Source organism: Actinoplanes sp. NPDC049802 (assembly GCF_040656595.1).
In the GTDB taxonomy this organism is placed as follows: Bacteria; Actinomycetota; Actinomycetes; order Mycobacteriales; family Micromonosporaceae; genus Actinoplanes.
Genome location: NZ_JBFAMR010000001.1, coordinates 89,046 through 106,762, shown reverse-complemented (window position 1 = coordinate 106,762; position 17,717 = coordinate 89,046). Strand labels below are relative to the sequence as shown.

Below are 17,717 nucleotides of genomic sequence, written 5' to 3'. Positions count from 1 at the left end.
CGCGGTCACGAAGTCGGCCGACCCGAGTCGTTGAGGAAAGCGAGGACGGCCATCACCCGGCGGTTGTCGTCGTCGGACGGGGACAGATCCAGCTTGGCGAAGATGGCGGCGATGTGTTTGCTGACCGCGCTCTCGCTCAGGAACAGGCGCTGGGCGACGGCGGCGTTGGAGCGGCCCTGCGCCATCAGCTCCAGGACGTCGCGTTCCCGGGCGGTGAGCCGGGCCAGCGGGGAGGCGGTCCCGCCGGCGGTCAGAAGCTTGGCGATGACCTGCGGATCCATCACGGTGCCGCCGGCCGCGACCCGCCGGACCGCGTCGGCGAACTGGTCGCCGTTCAGGACGCGATCCTTGAGCAGGTAGCCGACGGCGCCGCGGCCGTCGGCCAGCAGTTCCCGGGCGTAGAGCTGCTCGACGTGCTGGGACAGCACCAGCACGGGCAGACCGGGGGTGTCGCGCCGGGCCGCGAGGGCGGCCTGGAGGCCCTCGTCGGTGAACGTGGGTGGCAGGCGTACGTCGACGACGGCGACATCGGGCCGTTCGCGGGCCAGCGCGCCGCGCAGCGAGGGGCCGTCGGCGACCGCCGCGGCGATCGTGAATCCGTGGCTCTCCAGCAGCAGAACCAGGCCGTCCCTCAGCAGGTGGAGGTCTTCGGCGAGGACGATGCGCACGGCACCTCCATGGTGAGGACGGTCGGGCCGCCGACCGGGCTGTGCAGGGTCAGCGTGCCGTCGAAGGCTGCCAGGCGGCGGATGATGCCGCGCAGCCCGGTCCCGGCGGCCGGATCGGCGCCGCCCGGACCGTCGTCCATGACGATCATGCGGAGCCGGTCGTCGTGGTGGGTGAGTGTGAACGAGACACGGGAGGCCACCCGGGCGGCGTTGGCCAGGGCCTCGCAGGCGGCGAAGTAGACGGCGGACTCCACGGCCGGGTCCAGGCGCCCGGGCACGTCGACGTGCACGGTCACCGGCAGCGGGGTGTCCAGGGCGATCGCGCGGACCGCGTCGGCCAGGCCGCGCTCGGCCAGCACCGGCGGATGGATGCCGCGGACCAGCCGCCGCAGCTCCTCCAGGGCGGTCGCCGACGTCTCCTGCGCCTGGGCGAGCACCTGCCGGGCCCGCCGCGGGTCGCTGTCCATCAGCCGGGCCACCGTCGCGAGCCCGAGACCCACGGCGACGAGGCGGGCCTGCGCGCCGTCGTGCAGGTCGCGTTCGATCCGGCGCAGCTCGGCGGCCTGGGCGTCGACGGTGTCGGCGCGGCTGGCGCTGAGCTGCTCGACCCGGGAGGCCAGCGCCGCGGCGGCGGTCGGGCCCAGCAGCAGGCGGTCCCACCAGCGGCGCAGTCGCAGCATCGGCCCGGCCACGGCCAGCCCGGCCGCGGCGATGGCCGCGCCGGTCAGGACGCTGGTCCAGCCGGGGATCCAGGACGGTACGGCGCCGCCGAGCTGCAGGCCGTACCAGAGATAGAAGGGGGTGACCCAGTGGCCGGTGGCGATTCCGACCGGGATTCCCCACGGTGCCCAGGTCAACGGCTGCCAGACCAGCCCGAAGACGCCGACGCTGAACACGATCGCCGGCAGCATGGTGAGCGGGGCGGTGACCACGGCGGTCAGCGACCACAGCAGGTCACGCCAGGTGGCCGGGTCGCGGCCGATCCATCCGTACCGTTGTGCCGCGACCGCGTCGGACCGGCTCGGGTAGAGGGTCCGGCCGACACGGTAGGCGCCGTCGTCCTCAGGCTGCGGCGCGGGCGGCGGTGGGCGGTAGGGGCTGGGCAGGCCGGCGTAACGGCGGTACGCCTCGGTGAGCGGCCGGGTCGCCGCGGTGATCCATGGCAGCAGGCCGCCCCAGGACACCACGGTCGCGATCACGGTGAGGATCGCGGCGCCGAGGACGGCGAGTGAGAACCCGGCGAGACCGGCGCCGCGCCAGAGGCTCGCCGAGGCGCGACTGATCCAGATCGGGCGGAGGCGGAACTCGCCTTGCAGGATGCGGTGAGTGCTCCGGCCGTACCGTCGCAGACCTGCCGGTGCCAGCAGGAAGGCCGCGGCGACGGCGGCGAGGGTGACCCACGGGCTGGTCCGCGCGAGCAGGACGCCGGTCGCCAGCAGGGCGGCGGGCACGATGACCGGCACTGCGCTGGTGACCGGAGCGAGGATCAGCCACCGCCACTCGCGGCCGGTCTCCGGGTCGTCGGCGAAGTGCTCCATCCTGATCAGCCAGGCCGCGACGGCCCGCGACCGGTAGAGCGTGTTGCCGTGCAGATACCAGCCGTCGGCCCGGCGGAGCGGCGCGGGCGGCGGCTGCCGGACCGGATCGGGCAGGTCGGCGCCGGCCCAGTCACGGGCGAGCCGCCGGCCGAGCGCGGTCAGCCGGGACCGGCCGACGGCGGCCGCCGGATAGGGCAGAACCAGGGTGGCGGCGGCGAGGAGCAGGAGTCCATAGGCGAGGCCGGCCACGGCCAGCATGCTCAGAACCAGACACCGGGGTACGGCGAGAGCGAGGCGAGTCATGGTTCGAGTCTTCGTGCGGGCGGCCGCCACCACATGAGTGCAAGCTACCGAACCACGGTGGAGGTAGGTACACCCTCACGCCCCGTCCCGGCCGGCGCCCGTAGTAGGGGGAGGGTGGCGTGGATCCGGCGCGCTGGGCACGGTCGGCGGGCGGTCCGCGCGCAAGACTGGTCCTACCTGTGCGGCGACGAGATGGCCGACGTCGGCACGTCAGCGAATGTCGAGCGCGAGGTCAGCGACGTCGTCGGGGATGTCGCCTTCGTAACCGTCATCGCCGACGCCGATGATCACGGCAGGGCCGAGGATCATGTCGGCACGTGCGAAATGGGGAATGAAATGAGTGACGAACCGGGTGGCCCGCGGATTCGGGGGAAGTTGGAGCTGGCGGCCGTTGTCGTTGCAGTACAGCTGGGCGGTGGTCCCGGGCAGGCTCAGGAGCCCGGCAGTTCCACCGACGACGGTGCCGAGGGAGGCACCGGAGATACGGGTGTCCTGGATGGGCTCGGTGGCGCCGGTGGGGATGATGACGACGCGTACCTGCCTGTTGTCGGCTTTGGCCATGAGGTGTGCCTACATTTTCTTCAATCGTGCCGGAGCAGTTGCAGACGGGCGGATCGATTTTCGCGCTCTGCTCGGACGGGTGTGGGATCTGCATGGGCCTACGTCAATCAGATCGATCTCCTCCATCGGCGCCCGGATCGGCGTGAGCCTCGTCCACGGCTTGATCAACGGGAAGGACCAACCCCGACGGGATGGTTTCGGTGGCCGCCACAGGGGTCGTGATGCGAACGAGTCCTCGCGCGACGAGCAGTCCGTGCGGGCATCGCGCCACGACGTCGCCGACGGTGGGGTGCTCCGGGAAGTCAGGAATACCGATGCCCTCGTAGCTGACGCCGTCGCCGAGCATCCGCCAATCGGCCGCCGCCCCTTCGAGGGCCTTCAGCACGCGGTCGGTGCCGGCGACGACAGCTGCGGCCGCGAGCAGGGCCTTCGGGGAGTCGTTGTCGCTGATCGCGTACGGCCCGGCCCACGGCCCGAACGGGGCACCATACTGGCGGTGGACGGCGTCGTAGTCATCAGTGACATCAAGGGCCGGAAAATCTCCGGTCGCGAGCGCCCACAGCGTCAATGCCACGCTTCGCCGTATGTGCCTGTGCCCGGCCCGGCCCGGTGTGCCGGCAGCTTTCTCCGCGCCAGATGCGGCCATCACAGTCACTCCTCCGCCCAGGGGAGCCTTCCCCGATCAGCGGCGCCGCGTCCGCACGGTTGATGCGTACTCGAATTCTGCCGCATGCGGTGAACCGGCGTGGCCCGTTCGCCGCATCAGACGCTCCCGTGGGCTTCGGTCTCCCGCCTGCTGCGGCCCCCGAAGCGGTGGACGACCCGCGTAGCCGGGTCTCGGGCATCCCGGGAAGCCGTCAGCCGGTGGCCAGGGCGGGACGGATGTGGAAGGAACTGGCGGCCCGGAACTCGTCGGTGTCCTTGAAGTAGCCGATACCGAACTTGGTGCCGGTCCAGCGCAGGAAGAAGTCCGGGTAGTTGTGCGACCGCAGCATGACCGAGCCGGCGGTGAGGCCGGGCTCCGGGCAGTAGGTCGCGTCCTCCCGGAAGATGTCGGTGTAGTCGAAGGTGTTGGTGAAGCCCTCGAGTTCGTAGTGGCGCAGGTAGCGTCCGTCGAGCGTCTGGAACGAGTAGCAGGCCGGGTCGGCGAGACCCTTCACCGCGACGAAGGTGGCCGCCCGCCGGTCCGGGGCGCTGCCGCCTCTGCCGACGTTCGTGACGGCGGCGACGCCGGTGGCCGCGTTCGCGGTGAGATATCCGCCGCCGTTCCACTCCAGTGACAGGCGGCCGAGAGGTACGGCGCCGGCCGGCGCCGAGGGGGTGGCCGTGCCGCGGCTGGGCCGGGGCGCCGGTGTGGAGGTGGCGACCGGTGGCCGCGGCGCGGTGGCGGTGGCGGTGGCGGTGGCGGTGGCGGTGGGCGCCGCGATCGGGGCGGGCGGGCGCGGTTCCGGTCCGGACTGGACGAGAACGGGGACGGCGATCGCGGTGGCGGCGGTGACGCCGGCGATGGCGGCGGCGATCGGATGCGCGCTGATGATCGTGGTGAGGCCGGCGGCGGTCGCCGTTCCCGCGATGCCGGCGGCCGCGGTTTTCGTCAGGGTGACCTCGGCCAGACCGCCGGGCACGGCGAGGACGGGCAGGCTGCCCAGAAGCCGGTCCACGGGGATCCGGGTGTTCGAGGCGGCCGAGCAGACCGGACAGGTACGCAGGTGCCGGGTGATCCGTTTGCGCCAGAGCGGGCCGGGCCGCCCGTCCCAGCCGCTGATCTGGGCGGCCAGTCGCGGGCAGGCCGGCCCGGTGGACAGGGCGGCGACGATCGCGCGGCCCAGGTCCAGTTGTTCGCGCATGCGCTGCACGCGGACGCCGGCGTGGGCGACGGTGAGCCCGGCGGCCTCGGCGAGTTCGGCGCGGGTCAGCAGGCCGGCGACCTCCTGCCACCAGAGGACCATGATGGTGTGGTCGTCGGGGTCGAGCCAGCGGGTGGCCTCGGCGACCTCACGGCGCTGGCCGGAGAGCTGTACGCGCAGGGCCGTCGAGGTGACCAGATCGGTCCGCGGGTCGGGTTGCCCGGCGGCCTCGTCGAGGGTGGCGGTCCGGCTCTGGCGGGTGTCGCGCTGGTGCTGGTGGGTGCCGACCTGCCGGACCGCGATGGCGGCCAGCCAGGAGCGGAAACTGCCGGGGGTGCGCAGGGCGCCGAGGTCGCGAACGGCACGCAGCATCGTGTTCTGGACGACGTCGTCGGTGTCCGGATGGCCGTCGAGGGCGCGGCCGACGATGTTGTAGACCAGCGGGAGATGCGCGGCGATCAGCCGGTCGAGAGCATCCCGGTCGCCGCTCTGAGCCGCGGTGACCAGCTCCGCCACGTTCGCATCCGTCAGTTTCATAGCGGGGATACTTTATGCCTGTTGCCGGTGAGTTGCGTCGGTCGTTCAGCCGACCCGGCCGGCCGCCGTCGCGCCACGGCGCGGAAACGTCCGCAAATGAATTCCGCAGAAGTTGTTATCCGGGTTGCCGCTCGCTGGTCGGCGATTCCTCAACCGTCACTGACGGCTACATTGCTGTTGTGGTCAGTGATCTAGGGAAAAATTAAAAAACCTCCTATTCGAAAAGCTGTTATGTGACCCGTATTCATTTGGTCGACCTGCTCTGACCTGCCCGTATGCTTCATGATCTGTTGTCGGGTTGATTTGGCGAAATTGTTCTGGCAGCATTCGTCAATGCGATGGGACCGCTCCCAATCCCCGTTTCGGCGCCCATTCAGCAACCATCAAGGAGTCATGATGCAAGGCGATCGCCCACGCCGATGGTGGCGCGGACTCATCGCCACCGTGGTGTTGCTCTCCGGTGGTGCCGCCGTCGTGGTGACGGCCTCCACCGCCTCCGCGGCGACGATCGACACCAGCGCCTGGTACGTGCTGGTGAACCGCAACAGCGGCAAAGCCCTGGACGTCTACAACCTGTCGACCGCCGACGGTGGCCGGATCACCCAGTGGACCCGGGGTGACGGCGCCTGGCAGCAGTGGCAGTTCGCCGACTCCGGCAACGGCTACTACCGCCTCAAGAGCAGGCATTCCGGCAAGGTCCTCGACGTCACCGGGTCGTCGACCGCGGACGGCGCGGGCATCGTCCAGTGGGCCGACGCGAACAGCACCGACCAGCAGTTCAGCGTGCAGGACGTCGACGGCCACATCCAGCTGATCAACCGCAACAGCGGCAAGGCCGTCGAAGTGCAGAACGCCGCGACCACCGACGGGGCGAACATCGTGCAGTACTCCGACTGGAACGGCGCGAACCAGCAGTGGCAGCTGGTCCGGGTCGGTGCCACCACGGGCACGTTCACCAATCCGGTGGTGTGGCAGGACTTCGCCGACGGCGACATCATCCGTGTCGGCGACGCCTACTACTACTCGGCGTCGACCATGCACTACTCGCCGGGCGCGCCGATCCTGCGCTCGTACGACCTGGTCAACTGGGAGTACGCCGGGCATTCGGTGCCGCGGCTGGACTTCGACAGCGCCGCCTACGACATGAGCGGGTCGCGGGCGTACGTGAAGGGCATCTGGGCGTCGGCGTTCAACTACCGGCCCAGCAACAGCACCTACTACTGGCTGGGCTGCACCGAGTTCAACCGCACCTACGTCTACACGGCGCAGGCGGTGGACGGCGCCTGGTCGAAGAAGGCCCGGATCAACAACTGCTACTACGACGCCGGTCTGCTGTTCGACAACGACACCCCGTACGTGGCGTACGGCAACGGCACGATCAGCGTCGCCCAGCTGTCGGCCGACCTGACGTCGCAGGTGCGGGCGCAGACGGTCTACACCACCCCGTCGAGCATCGGCACCCTCGAAGGCGCCCGCATGTACAAGCGCGGCTCCTACTACTACATCTGGCTCACCCGCCCCGCCAACGGCCAGTACGTGCTGCGTTCGACCAGCCCGTGGGGACCGTACGAGCAGCGTCAGGTGCTGCTGGACCTGCCCGGCCCGATCTCCGGCGGGGGAGTGCCGCACCAGGGCGGCCTGGTGCAGACCGCGGCCGGCGACTGGTGGTACATGGCGTTCACCGACGCCTACCCCGGCGGGCGTGTGCCGACCCTCGCCCCGATCACCTGGAGCGGCGACGGCTGGCCGGTGCTGACCACCGTCAACGGCCGGTGGGGCGCCACCTACCCGAGACCGAACATCAGCACCACGAAGACCGTGCAGTCGATGACCGGCCCGGACACCTTCACCGCCGGCACGCTGGGGCACCGGTGGGAGTGGAACCACAACCCCGACACGTCCAGGTTCACCGTCGGCAACGGCCTGAGGCTGAGCACCGCGACGGTCACCAACGATCTCTACAACGCCCGCAACACCCTGACCCACCGGATCCAGGGGCCGACATCGACCGCGACGATCGAGCTGGACCACTCGGCGATGGCCAACGGTGACCGGGCCGGCCTGGCGATGCTGCGCGACCAGTCGGCGTGGATCGGCGTCCGCAAGGACAACGGCGCGACCCGGGTCTCGATGACCAACGGGCTGACCATGTCCACCAGCGGCTGGGGCACCACCGGAACCGGAACCGAACAGGCCGGCGCCACCGTCACCGGCGGCCGGATCTGGCTGCGGGTCAGGGCGAACATCCAGCCCGGCTCCGGCCGCACCGCGACGTTCTCCTACAGCACCGACGGGACCACGTTCACCACGCTGGGCCCGGCTTTCACCCTGACCAACGACTGGCGGTTCTTCATGGGCTACCGGTTCGGCGTCTTCAACTACGCCACCACGGCGCTGGGCGGAGCCGTCACGGTCAGGAGATTCGACCTCACCACCGGTTGAGGTACGCCGCATCACCCCCACATCCCCGAAAGGCACCACGATGGCAAGTCCCACATCCCCACGGCGCAGGCTGCGCGCCATCCTGCCGGTGATCCTGACCGGCGCGGTCGCCGCGAGCGCCGCGATGGTCTTCGCGAACACGTCGGAGGCGGCGACCACTCTCGGCGCCTCCGCCGAGGCGAAGGGCCGCTACTTCGGCGCCGCGATCGCCGCGTCGAAGCTCGGCGACTCGACCTACACCAAAATCCTCAAGACCGAGTTCACCTCGGTCACCGCCGAGAACGAGATGAAGTGGGACGCCACCGAGCCGTCCCGCGGCACGTTCAACTACACCAACGGCGACAGGATCCTCAACCAGGCCCAGACCAACGGCCAGAAGGTACGCGGACACGCGCTCGCCTGGCACTCGCAGATGCCGGGCTGGGCGCAGGCGCTGTCCGGCAGCACCCTGCGCTCGGCGATGCTCAACCACATCACCCAGGTCGCCACCCACTACAAGGGCAAGATCCACTCGTGGGACGTGGTGAACGAGGCCTTCGCCGACGGCACCAGCGGCGCCCGCCGCGACTCGAGCCTCCAGCGCACCGGCAACGACTGGATCGAGGCCGCGTTCAAGGCCGCGCGGGCCGCCGACCCGGCCGCGAAACTCTGCTACAACGACTACAACACCGACGGTGTCAACGCGAAGAGCACCGCCGTCTACAACATGGTGCGGGACTTCAAGAGCCGCGGCGTCCCGATCGACTGCGTCGGCTTCCAGTCCCACCTGACCAACTCGGCGCCCGGCGACTACCAGGCCAACCTCCAGCGTTTCGCCGACCTCGGCGTCGACGTGCAGATCACCGAGCTGGACATCTCCGGCAGCACGCAGGCCACCGCGTACGCGGCCGTCACCAAGGCCTGCCTCGCGGTGTCCCGCTGCACCGGCATCACGGTGTGGGGCATCCGGGACAGCGACTCGTGGCGCACCGGCGCGAACCCGCTGCTGTTCGACTCCAGCGGTAACAAGAAGGCCGCCTACACCGCCGTGCTCAACGCCCTCAACGCCGGCGGCGCGACCACCTCGCCGACGACCCCGTCGGCCGGCATCGACACCAACGCCTGGTACGTGCTGGTCAACCGCAACAGCGGCAAGGCCCTGGACGTCTACAACCTGTCCACCGCGGACGGCGGGCGGATCACCCAGTGGACCCGCAACAACCAGTCGCAGCAGCAGTGGCAGTTCGTCGACTCGGGCGGCGGCTTCTACCGGCTCAAGTCGAAGCTGTCCGGCAAGGTGCTGGACGTCCACAACTTCTCGACCGCCGACGGCGGCTCGATCGTGCAGTGGGCCAACAACAACACCACCAACCAGCAGTTCAGCGTGCAGAACATCAGCGGCTACATCCAGCTGATCAACCGCAACAGCGGCAAGGCCCTGGAGGTGCAGGGCGCCTCCACCGCCGACGGCGCCAACATCGTCCAGTACTCCGACTGGGACGGCGCCAACCAGCAGTGGCAGCTGGCCCGGATCAGCTGACTTCCCCCGTACATCCCCAAGATTCTCAGGAGCTCTGATGACACCGACCCGGACGCGCCGCACCTGGTGGCGCACCGGCCTGGCCGCGATGGTCCTGCTCGCCGGCGGCGGCGCCGTCGCGGTGACCGCCTCGTCGGCCTCGGCCGCGACGATCGACACCAGCGCCTCATATGTGCTGGTCAACCGCAACAGCGGCAAGGCCCTCGACGTCTACAACCTGTCGACCGCCGACGGCGGCAAGATCGTGCAGTGGGCCCGTAGTGACCAGGCGCAGCAGCAGTGGCAGTTCGTCGACTCCGGCGGCGGCTACTACCGGCTCAAGTCCAAGCACTCGGGCAAGGTGCTGGACGTCCACAACTTCTCGACCGCCGACGGCGGCTCGATCGTGCAGTGGACCGACAACAACACCACCAACCAGCAGTTCAGCGTTCAGGACATCGACGGCTACATCCAGCTGATCAACCGCAACAGCGGCAAGGCCGTCGAGGTGCAGGGCGCGTCGACCGCCGACGGGGCGAACGTCGTCCAGTACTCCGACTGGAACGGCGCCAACCAGCAGTGGCAGCTCGTCCGGGCCGGCACCTCGACTCCCACGACCACGCCCACGTCCGGGACGTGCGCGCTGCCGTCGACGTACCGGTGGAGCTCGACCGGCGTGCTCGCCACACCGAAGTCCGGATGGGTGGCGCTGAAGGACTTCACCCACGCGCCCTACAACGGCAGGCAGCTGGTCTACGCGACCACGCACGACACCGGCACCTCGTGGGGGTCGATGAACTTCGGCCTGTTCACCAACTGGTCGGACATGGGGTCGGCCAGCCAGAACGGGATGAACTTCTCGGCCGTCGCGCCGTCGCTGTTCTACTTCGCGCCGAAGAACATCTGGGTGCTCACCTACCAGTGGGGCGGCCCGGCGTTCTCCTACCGGACGTCGTCCGACCCGACCAACCCGAACGGCTGGTCGGCGCCGCAGACGCTGTTCTCCGGAAGCATCACCGGCTCCGGCACCGGCCCGATCGACCAGACGATCATCGGTGACGGCACCAACATGTACCTGTTCTTCGCCGGCGACAACGGCAAGATCTACCGGGCCAGCATGCCGATCGGCAACTTCCCGGGCAGCTTCGGCTCGTCGTACACGACGATCATGAGCGACACCACGAACAACCTGTTCGAGGCCCCGCAGGTCTACAAGGTGCAGGGCCGCAACCAGTACCTGATGATCGTCGAGGCGATCGGCTCCAACGGACGCTACTTCCGGTCCTTCACCGCCACCAGCCTGGGCGGCTCGTGGACGCCGCAGGCCGCGACCGAGAGCAACCCGTTCGCGGGCAAGGCCAACAGCGGCGCCACCTGGACCAACGACATCAGCCACGGCGAGCTGATCCGGACCAGCGCGGACCAGACCATGACCATCGACCCGTGCAACCTCAAGCTGCTCTACCAGGGCCGTTCGCCGAGCTCCGGCGGCGACTACGGTCTGCTGCCGTACCGGCCGGGCGTGCTGACGCTGCAGCGCTGACGTACCTCTCGACCCCGGCGAGCCCGGCCTTTCGGCCGGGCTCGCCGGCTATTAGTTGCACCAAGCGTGCAATAATATCCGGGTGGCCGGCCCGGGAGGGGAATGACGATGGCTGTGGATCCCGATGGAGACTTCCTTACCGCGTTCCTCGCCGACGAGCCCGACCGGCCCGTGGTGATGCTCAACCTTCTCCGGTTCGCCGAGGGCGGCCGTGAACTCTACCGGCGATACACCGAGGCGTTCGGTGAGCGGGTGGCGCACCACTACGGCGTCGAGGTCCTCTACGCCGGTGACGGATCGGGCGCGCTGGTCGCGGAGCCGGGGCAGGAATGGGACGCGGTTCTGCTGGTGCGGTACCCGTCCCGGCGGGCCTTCGCGCGGATGGTCGCCGACCCGCGGTACCGGCAGATCAGCCACCTGCGGGCCGGCGCGCTGAGCGAGGCGGTGCTGCAGCCCACGAGCCCGTGGGGGCGCGACCGCTGAGGCCGTCCGGTGCACGCGCGGACGGGACCGCTGTCGCGGTCCCGTCCCGGATCACCCGGCCCTACGGCCGGATCCCTCAGCGTTTGGCCCAGACCTGGTTCGCCGACCCGGTGCAGGTCCAGAGCAGGACGAGGGTGCCGTTGGCGGTCAGGTTGCGGTCGACGTCCAGGCACAGCCCGGACTGGTTACCGCGAACGGTGCCGTTGCTCTGGAAGGTCCACTGCTGGTTGGCGCCACCGTTGCAGTCCCAGAGCTGGACCTTCGTCCCGGCGGTCGCGCCGACCGGAGCGTCGAGGCATTTGCCGAGCGACTGCAGGGTCTGCCCCGAGGCGGTCCACCGCTGGTTGGCTCCGCTGCCGCAGTCCCAGATGATCGGCTGGGTGCCGTTGGCGGTGCTGCTGTTCGGTACGTCCAGACAGCGGCCGGAGGCCGAGCTGACCAGCGTGCTCGAGGTGGGAGGCGGCGTCGACGTGCCGCCGCTGACCCGGTAGACGACGGTCCCGTGCGAGGGCACGCCGGCGCTGATCGTGCCGGACGTCGTGGTGGTGGCGCCGGTCCACGCGTCGGTGAGGGTGAACGAGGCGCCGTTCTTGCCGATCGCCGTGGCGGTGGTCGTCATCGTCGCGGCGGTGGACCCGGGGTTGTAGAGCGCGACCGCGACATCGCCGCCGGCGAGCCGTTTGGCGAGCACCCGGCGCCCGCCGTCGTTGGCGACCTGGGTGCCTTGCAGGCCGAGGCTGTCCTGGTTGATGGCGATCAGCCGGCTGTTCTTCAGGATGGCCGAGGTGGCGGCGTCCATGGTGCGGACGTCGTTGCCGGCGATCAGGGGAGCGGCCATGACCGCCCACATCGCGAAGTGGGTGCGCATCTCGGTGTCGGTCATCCCGCCACGGCCGACGACCATCATGTCGGGGTCGGTGAATCCGCCCGGGCCGGCCTGACCGGACAGGGGGACGTTGACGTCGATGATGTTCTTGATGCCCATCGGGTAGCCGTTGGTGTTCCCGGTGTCCCACCGGTTGGTGATGTCCTCGGTGGTACGCCACATGTTGGCCACGTCGCTCCAGTTGCGCTGCGGGCCGGTGCAGCAGTGGAAGCTGTTGGAGTTGATGCTGAAGACGATCGGCCGGCCGGTGGCCCGGAGCGCGTCGCGCATCTTGGCGAACGCGGTCACCTGGTCGTTGATCGTGCCGGTGCCGTCACACCAGTCGTACTTCAGGAAGTCCACACCCCACGACGCGTACCGGTTGGCGTCCTGGACCTCGTGCCCCTTGCTGCCGGTCGAGCCCGGATAGGTGCCGACCCCCTGTGCGCAGGTGCGGGTGCCGGGCACCCCGTAGATGCCGAACTTGAGGCCGCGGGCGTGCAGATAGTCGCCGAGGGCCTTCATGCCGCCCGGGAACCGGGACAGATTCGGCTGGAGGTTTCCGGCGCTGTCCCGGTTCGGGTCGAACCAGCAGTCGTCCACCACGACGTACTGGTAGCCGAGATCGCGTAGCCCGTTGCTGACCATGGCATCCGCGGTCTGTTTGATCAGCGTCTCGTTGATGTTGCAGCCGAACGTGTTCCAGGTGTTCCAGCCCATCGGGGGAGTGCGGGCCACGCCGTTGTCGAGGGCCTGGGCGGGGGAGGCGGGAAGGGCGGCGGCGCCCGCGAGCAGTAGCGCCGCGATGGCGATTTTCCTCAACGGCATGGTGATGCCTTCCTGGCGAGCAGCGGAGAGTACCGGCAGGCTGTTATCGCTCACGCACGGGTGTGGAATGGGGATCAGCGTTTCATCGGCTGATGATGGGAGCGCTAACAGCTTGGTACCGAAGATTGCCAGGATGTTTCGAGACATTCAAGAGCCTTTTTGGCGTACGCCTGTGCGCTATTCGAAAAGCCGCGAAAGGCGGCGGCGACGACTTCTCGGCCCATTCGCGAATAACAGTTTTGGCCCGCGAATCTCGAACGGATGTCTCGCCGGTACGCGAGGCCCCGGCTCCGGACGCCGGCGCCGGGAGCCGGGGCCACGAATAATCCACTGCGGATGAGGCCCCCGGCGGCGGCCCCCGCTGTACTGGGTGCACATGCCGCCGACCAGGTCGGCGGCTACCTGGAAGGACACTCACATGTTCGACGACAACGGGTCGTTCCTGCTGGCGGTCTTCGAATTCTTCATCTTCTGCGCCTGGTTCATGTGCCTCTTCTGGCTGTTCGGCGACCTCTTCCGCAGCAAGGACCTCGGCGGCTGGGGCAAGACGTTGTGGACGCTGTTCATCGTCATCCTGCCGATCATCGGCATGCTGGTGTACCTGATCGCCCGGGGCGACGGCATGAACGAGCGCGCCCTGGCCCAGGCGGCCGAGATCCAGAAGCGGCAGGAAGCCTACATCCGGTCGGTCGCGGCGCCGGCCGACGGCAAACGCAGCGCCACCGAGGAGATCGCCTCGGCCAAGGCGCTGCTCGACTCCGGCGCGATCACCCCGGCCGAGTTCGAGCGGCTCAAGTCCGATGCCCTGGGTGTCGCCGCCTGACCGAGGACGGACATTCGATCGCCGGGAGGACACCGTCTTCCCGGCGATCGTCGCGTTTTCGTGGACCTGGCTGATCGGGCCATGGAGATCCGCATCGTGGGCGGGCAGGCTCGAACCCATGCGGAGACGCGCGGCGGTGCTGACTGTCGTGACGGCGGCCGTCCTGCTGCCCGCGGCGCCGGCCGCCGCCGCGCTGCCCGACACGCTGGCCCACGTCGGCGACGCCCGGCAGCTCATCGTGGTCACCGGGCGCGGCTGGGCGTCGTCGCACGCGGAGCTGCGCGCCTATCAGCGCGGCGGTGACGGCCGATGGCGCAAGGTCTTCACCACCATGAGCGGGCGTACGGGCTACGGCGGCTGGGCCTGGGCCGCGCGCCGGGTCCAGGACACCGGGCAGACACCGGCCGGCACGTTCACGCTCACGCGGGCGTTCGGTGTGCGGGCCGATCCGGGGACGCGGCTGCCGTACCGCAAGGTCGACGGCAACGACTACTGGGTGGGCGACAACCGGGACGCCGCGACCTACAACCTCTTCCAGCCGTCGGCGTCGGCGCAGCGTACCTGGCGCAAGTCGCGGGCGGAGCGGCTCGCCGCGTACCCGGTCCAGTACGCCCACGCCGTGGTGATCGACTTCAACCGGCCGGGCGGGGTGCGCTGGGACGCCACCCGCCGCCAGTACGTCGCGGCCCGCACGGCGGACACCCGCCGCGGGTCGGCCATCTTCCTGCACGCCAGCGGGAAGGGCGCCACCGCCGGCTGCGTGTCGGTCCGCCGGGCCGACATGGTTCGCCTGCTCAGATGGCTCGATCCGGCGAAGCGGCCGCGCATCGTGATGGCTCCGGCCTCCGACATCACCCGCGCCTGAAAGAGTCCGCCGAAGATTAGGAACCTGATGTTCCGCAACTGCTTCTAGCGTCAGGGCATGACCTTCAGAGGAATGGCCACTGTCAGCTACTTCGCCGCCGACTGGGCCGCCGCCCGGGACTGGTACACCCAGGTCACCGGGATGGAACCGTACTTCCTGCGCGACGGCTACGCCGAATGGCGCCTCGGCGACCACCAGGCCGAACTCGGGCTGATCGACGCCCGCTACCGGACGCCCGGGACGCCGACCGGCCCGGTGGGCGCCGTCCTCTACTGGCACGTCGACGACCTGCCGAAGACGCTCGACCGGCTGGTGGAACTCGGCGCCACCGTGCACGAACCGCCGCAGGACCGTGGGGAGGGTTTCGTCACCGCGACGGTGCTCGACCCGTTCGGAAACCTGCTCGGAATCATGCACAACCCCCACTACCTGGACATGCTGGGCGGGTCATGAGCCGGCCGCCGAGGCGGCGCGGCCCAGCAGCAGGGCGCGTTCCCGCTCGTTGCGGGTCAGCGACGCGGCCCGCTCGAACTCCGCCCGCGCCTCGGCGTGCCGCCCGAGCCTCGCCAGCAGATCGCCGCGCACGCTGGGCAGCAGGTGGTAGCCCCGCAACGCGGGAAACGCCGCCAGCTGATCCAGCAGCGCCAGCCCGGCCTCCGGCCCGAACGCCATGGACAGGGCCACCGCCCGGTTCAGCTCGACCACCGGTGACGGCGCCGTCGCGGCCAAGAGCTCGTACAGCGCGGCCATCCGCCGCCAGTCGGTGTCGTCGAAGTGGCGGGCGCGGGCGTGACAGGCGGCGATGGCGGCCTGCAGCACGTACGGGCCGGGTCTGCCGTTGATCAGAGACTCGGCCCGCTGGAGCGCGGTCAGGCCCCGCCGGATCAGCAACTGATCCCAGCGAGCCCGATTCTGATCAGCCAGCAGGATCGGCTCGCCGGCCGGGCCGGTACGGGCGGCCGCGCGGGACGCCTGGATCTCCATCAGCGCGACGAGGCCGTGCACCTCGGGCTCCCGTGGCGCCAGGCGGGCCAGGACCCGGCCCAGTCGCAAAGCGTCCTCGCAGAGCGCCGGGCGCATCCAGTCGTCGCCCGCGGTCGCCGCGTACCCCTCGTTGAAGATCAGGTAGACGACCTCCAGCACCGAGGAGAGCCGGGCCGCCAGCTCGTCGCCCTCCGGCACCACGAACGGCACCCGCGCGCCGGCCAGGGTCTTCTTGGCCCGCACGATCCGCTGCGCCACGGTCGGCTCCGGCACCAGGAAGGCCCGCGCGATCTCACCGGTGGTCAGGCCGCCGAGCAGGCGCAGCGTCAGCGCGGCCCGGGCCTCCGCCGACAGCACCGGATGGCAGGCGACGAACACCAGCCGCAGCAGGTCGTCGCCGATGCCGTCGTCCCCGGTGCCGGCCGGAACCACCTCCTCCAGGCTCCGGCCCACCTCCCGCAACTTGCGACGGTAGGTCTCGTCGCGCCGGATCCGGTCGATGGCCCGGCGCTTGGCGATCGTCGTCAGCCAAGCGCCGGGATTACCCGGGACACCCTCCGACGGCCACTGCTCCAGGGCCGCCACCAGCGCGTCCTGTGCCAGCTCCTCGGCCACGCCGACGTCGCGGACCAGCCTGGTCAGCCCGGCGATCAGGCGCGGCGACTCGATGCGCCAGACCGCCTCGACGGTACGGTGGGTGTCCGTGGCCTAGCCCTTCGCCCCGGTGGCCTTCGCCCGCCGTTCCAGCACCGCCTCCTGCTGCTCGGCGGTGAAGTTCTCGCCGAAGTCCTCGGGCTGGAAGACCCGCCGGATCTCGATGTTCGTCGGTGCGCCACCCTTCGGCTGGATCGGGCAGCGCTTGAACCACTCCACGCACTCCTCGAGCGATCGCATCTCCACCAGGTAGAAGCCGGCGATGAGCTCCTTGCTCTCGGCGAACGGCCCGTCCACCACGGTCCGCTTCTCGCCGTCGAAGTAGATCCGGGCGCCGGTGGCGCTGGGCTGGATGCCCTCCGCGGCCAGCAGAACCCCGGCGTCGACCATCTCCTCGATGAACCTGCCCATCGTGTCGAAGTCCTCGGTGGCGGGCAGCACACCGGCCTCGCTGTCCTCGGTGGCTTTGGTGATCACCATGAACCGCACGGTTGTCTCCTCGTGTCAGGGTGCCTGTTCACCTACGCGTCGAACGGCGGGCGGCCTGTTCGACACCCTGCCAGAGATTCTTCGGCGGCGGCGTCGCCTGAGATACACCTCCACCGCGGTCAGGTTGAGGATCCAGCCGACAGTCTGGCCGATGGGGATCATCGCGGCGGCGTTCTCCGCCACGGTTCCACCGGCGTCGAACGGGGCACGGGCCAGCAGGAACAGCGGAACGACGACGCGGGCGTTCACCGCCAGAAACGTCAGCGCGTAGTTGCGCAGCATCCAGTCGCGGTGAGCGGCGAAGTCATGGCGGCGTGCGGCCCGGTAGGCGAGCCCGCCGGTGATCAGCCACAGAACCGCCGCCGTGGTGAGGCTGACCTGGGTCAACGGGCGGCCCGACCACAGTGCCACCGGCACCGCGGTCACGGCCGACGGCAGCACGCCGCCGAGCAGATAGCCCCCGAGCCGGTCCGCGAAGGAGGCGTCGGCGAAGGCGCCGAAGAGGAACAAAGCGCCCGTCGCCGCCGCCAGCAACGGCATGAAGCGCCATCCGGCCACCGCCACCACGGCGGCCACTCCGAGGTAGATCAGCGGGCCAGGCCCGTCGTAACCGGCGAACAGGCTGCGCGACTCGACGATCTCGGGTCCGGCGTCGCCGATCGCCGCGACGACCAGTGCCAGGCACGCCGATCGTCGCCGGTTCTTCTCCACGGATGCGTTGGTCATGGCCCGACTCTTCGCCGCCACGCCCGATCCGGCGTCCGCCCGCAAGCGGCCGGCCGGTACGAA

Annotated in this window: 16 protein-coding genes; 7 read left to right on the top strand and 9 right to left on the bottom strand. The window is 70.0% G+C overall.

What is annotated here, in order from left to right; all coding sequences use genetic code 11:
* Positions 1 to 5: 5 nt before the first annotated feature.
* The 5 genes from AB0I88_RS00465 to AB0I88_RS00445 all read right to left on the bottom strand — a co-directional run bounded on the left by AB0I88_RS00465 (position 6) and on the right by AB0I88_RS00445 (position 5,454).
* A complete protein-coding gene (locus AB0I88_RS00465) occupies positions 6 to 668 on the bottom strand; it encodes a response regulator transcription factor (protein WP_361016650.1) in 663 nt (220 codons plus the stop codon).
* Positions 632 to 2,509 carry a histidine kinase gene (locus tag AB0I88_RS00460; RefSeq protein WP_361016648.1) on the bottom strand — a complete coding sequence of 626 codons (1,878 nt, stop codon included), beginning with the start codon at positions 2,507 to 2,509 and terminating at the stop codon, positions 632 to 634. The genes AB0I88_RS00465 and AB0I88_RS00460 overlap by 37 nt, the downstream gene beginning before the upstream one ends.
* A gap of 210 nt (positions 2,510 to 2,719) precedes the next feature.
* The gene (locus AB0I88_RS00455) at positions 2,720 to 3,070 is read right to left on the bottom strand and encodes a DUF3846 domain-containing protein (RefSeq protein WP_361016646.1); all 351 of its coding nucleotides are present in this window, start codon (positions 3,068 to 3,070) and stop codon (positions 2,720 to 2,722) included.
* 103 nt (positions 3,071 to 3,173) lie between these two features.
* Positions 3,174 to 3,644 (bottom strand): hypothetical protein, encoded by a 471-nt coding sequence (locus tag AB0I88_RS00450; protein WP_361016643.1) that lies wholly within the window; start codon positions 3,642 to 3,644, stop codon positions 3,174 to 3,176.
* Between the two features lie 283 nt (positions 3,645 to 3,927).
* Entirely contained in the window at positions 3,928 to 5,454 is a 1,527-nt protein-coding gene (locus AB0I88_RS00445; protein WP_361016641.1) for a sigma-70 family RNA polymerase sigma factor, read from the bottom strand.
* Between the two features lie 396 nt (positions 5,455 to 5,850).
* On the opposite strand from AB0I88_RS00445, the gene AB0I88_RS00440 reads away from it, so the two are divergent.
* From AB0I88_RS00440 to AB0I88_RS00425, 4 genes are all read left to right on the top strand, one after another.
* Positions 5,851 to 7,896, top strand: coding sequence for a family 43 glycosylhydrolase (locus tag AB0I88_RS00440; RefSeq protein WP_361016638.1), 2,046 nt, complete (start codon positions 5,851 to 5,853; stop codon positions 7,894 to 7,896).
* A gap of 40 nt (positions 7,897 to 7,936) precedes the next feature.
* The gene (locus AB0I88_RS00435) at positions 7,937 to 9,415 is read left to right on the top strand and encodes an endo-1,4-beta-xylanase (RefSeq protein WP_361016635.1); all 1,479 of its coding nucleotides are present in this window, start codon (positions 7,937 to 7,939) and stop codon (positions 9,413 to 9,415) included.
* Positions 9,416 to 9,452: 37 nt separating this feature from the next.
* Positions 9,453 to 10,937, top strand: coding sequence for a non-reducing end alpha-L-arabinofuranosidase family hydrolase (locus tag AB0I88_RS00430; RefSeq protein ID WP_361016633.1), 1,485 nt, complete (start codon positions 9,453 to 9,455; stop codon positions 10,935 to 10,937).
* Positions 10,938 to 11,045: 108 nt separating this feature from the next.
* A complete protein-coding gene (locus tag AB0I88_RS00425; RefSeq protein ID WP_361016630.1) occupies positions 11,046 to 11,420 on the top strand; it encodes a DUF1330 domain-containing protein in 375 nt (124 codons plus the stop codon).
* A gap of 76 nt (positions 11,421 to 11,496) precedes the next feature.
* Here AB0I88_RS00425 and AB0I88_RS00420 read toward each other — a convergent pair whose 3' ends face one another.
* The gene (locus tag AB0I88_RS00420) at positions 11,497 to 13,113 is read right to left on the bottom strand and encodes a ricin-type beta-trefoil lectin domain protein (RefSeq protein WP_361016627.1); all 1,617 of its coding nucleotides are present in this window, start codon (positions 13,111 to 13,113) and stop codon (positions 11,497 to 11,499) included.
* A gap of 418 nt (positions 13,114 to 13,531) precedes the next feature.
* Here AB0I88_RS00420 and AB0I88_RS00415 point away from each other — a divergent pair, with 418 nt between their 5' ends.
* The 3 genes from AB0I88_RS00415 to AB0I88_RS00405 all read left to right on the top strand — a co-directional run bounded on the left by AB0I88_RS00415 (position 13,532) and on the right by AB0I88_RS00405 (position 15,254).
* Entirely contained in the window at positions 13,532 to 13,936 is a 405-nt protein-coding gene (locus AB0I88_RS00415; protein ID WP_361016624.1) for an SHOCT domain-containing protein, read from the top strand.
* A 118-nt stretch (positions 13,937 to 14,054) separates the two neighbouring features.
* Positions 14,055 to 14,801, top strand: coding sequence for a L,D-transpeptidase family protein (locus tag AB0I88_RS00410; RefSeq protein ID WP_361016622.1), 747 nt, complete (start codon positions 14,055 to 14,057; stop codon positions 14,799 to 14,801).
* A 57-nt stretch (positions 14,802 to 14,858) separates the two neighbouring features.
* Positions 14,859 to 15,254 (top strand): VOC family protein, encoded by a 396-nt coding sequence (locus AB0I88_RS00405; protein WP_361016619.1) that lies wholly within the window; start codon positions 14,859 to 14,861, stop codon positions 15,252 to 15,254.
* Here AB0I88_RS00405 and AB0I88_RS00400 read toward each other — a convergent pair.
* Genes AB0I88_RS00400 through AB0I88_RS00390 form a run of 3 tightly spaced genes read right to left on the bottom strand, consistent with a single transcriptional unit; the run spans position 15,249 to position 17,654 of the window.
* Positions 15,249 to 16,454, bottom strand: a complete 1,206-nt coding sequence (locus tag AB0I88_RS00400; RefSeq protein ID WP_361017118.1) for a DUF6596 domain-containing protein — start codon at positions 16,452 to 16,454, stop codon at positions 15,249 to 15,251. The genes AB0I88_RS00405 and AB0I88_RS00400 overlap by 6 nt on opposite strands.
* Before the next feature lie 39 nt (positions 16,455 to 16,493).
* The gene (locus AB0I88_RS00395) at positions 16,494 to 16,919 is read right to left on the bottom strand and encodes a YciI family protein (protein ID WP_361017117.1); all 426 of its coding nucleotides are present in this window, start codon (positions 16,917 to 16,919) and stop codon (positions 16,494 to 16,496) included.
* A gap of 24 nt (positions 16,920 to 16,943) precedes the next feature.
* Positions 16,944 to 17,654: a DUF2306 domain-containing protein gene (locus AB0I88_RS00390; RefSeq protein WP_361016616.1), complete on the bottom strand. Its 711-nt coding sequence runs from the start codon at positions 17,652 to 17,654 to the stop codon at positions 16,944 to 16,946.
* Between the last annotated feature and the right edge of the window lie 63 nt (positions 17,655 to 17,717).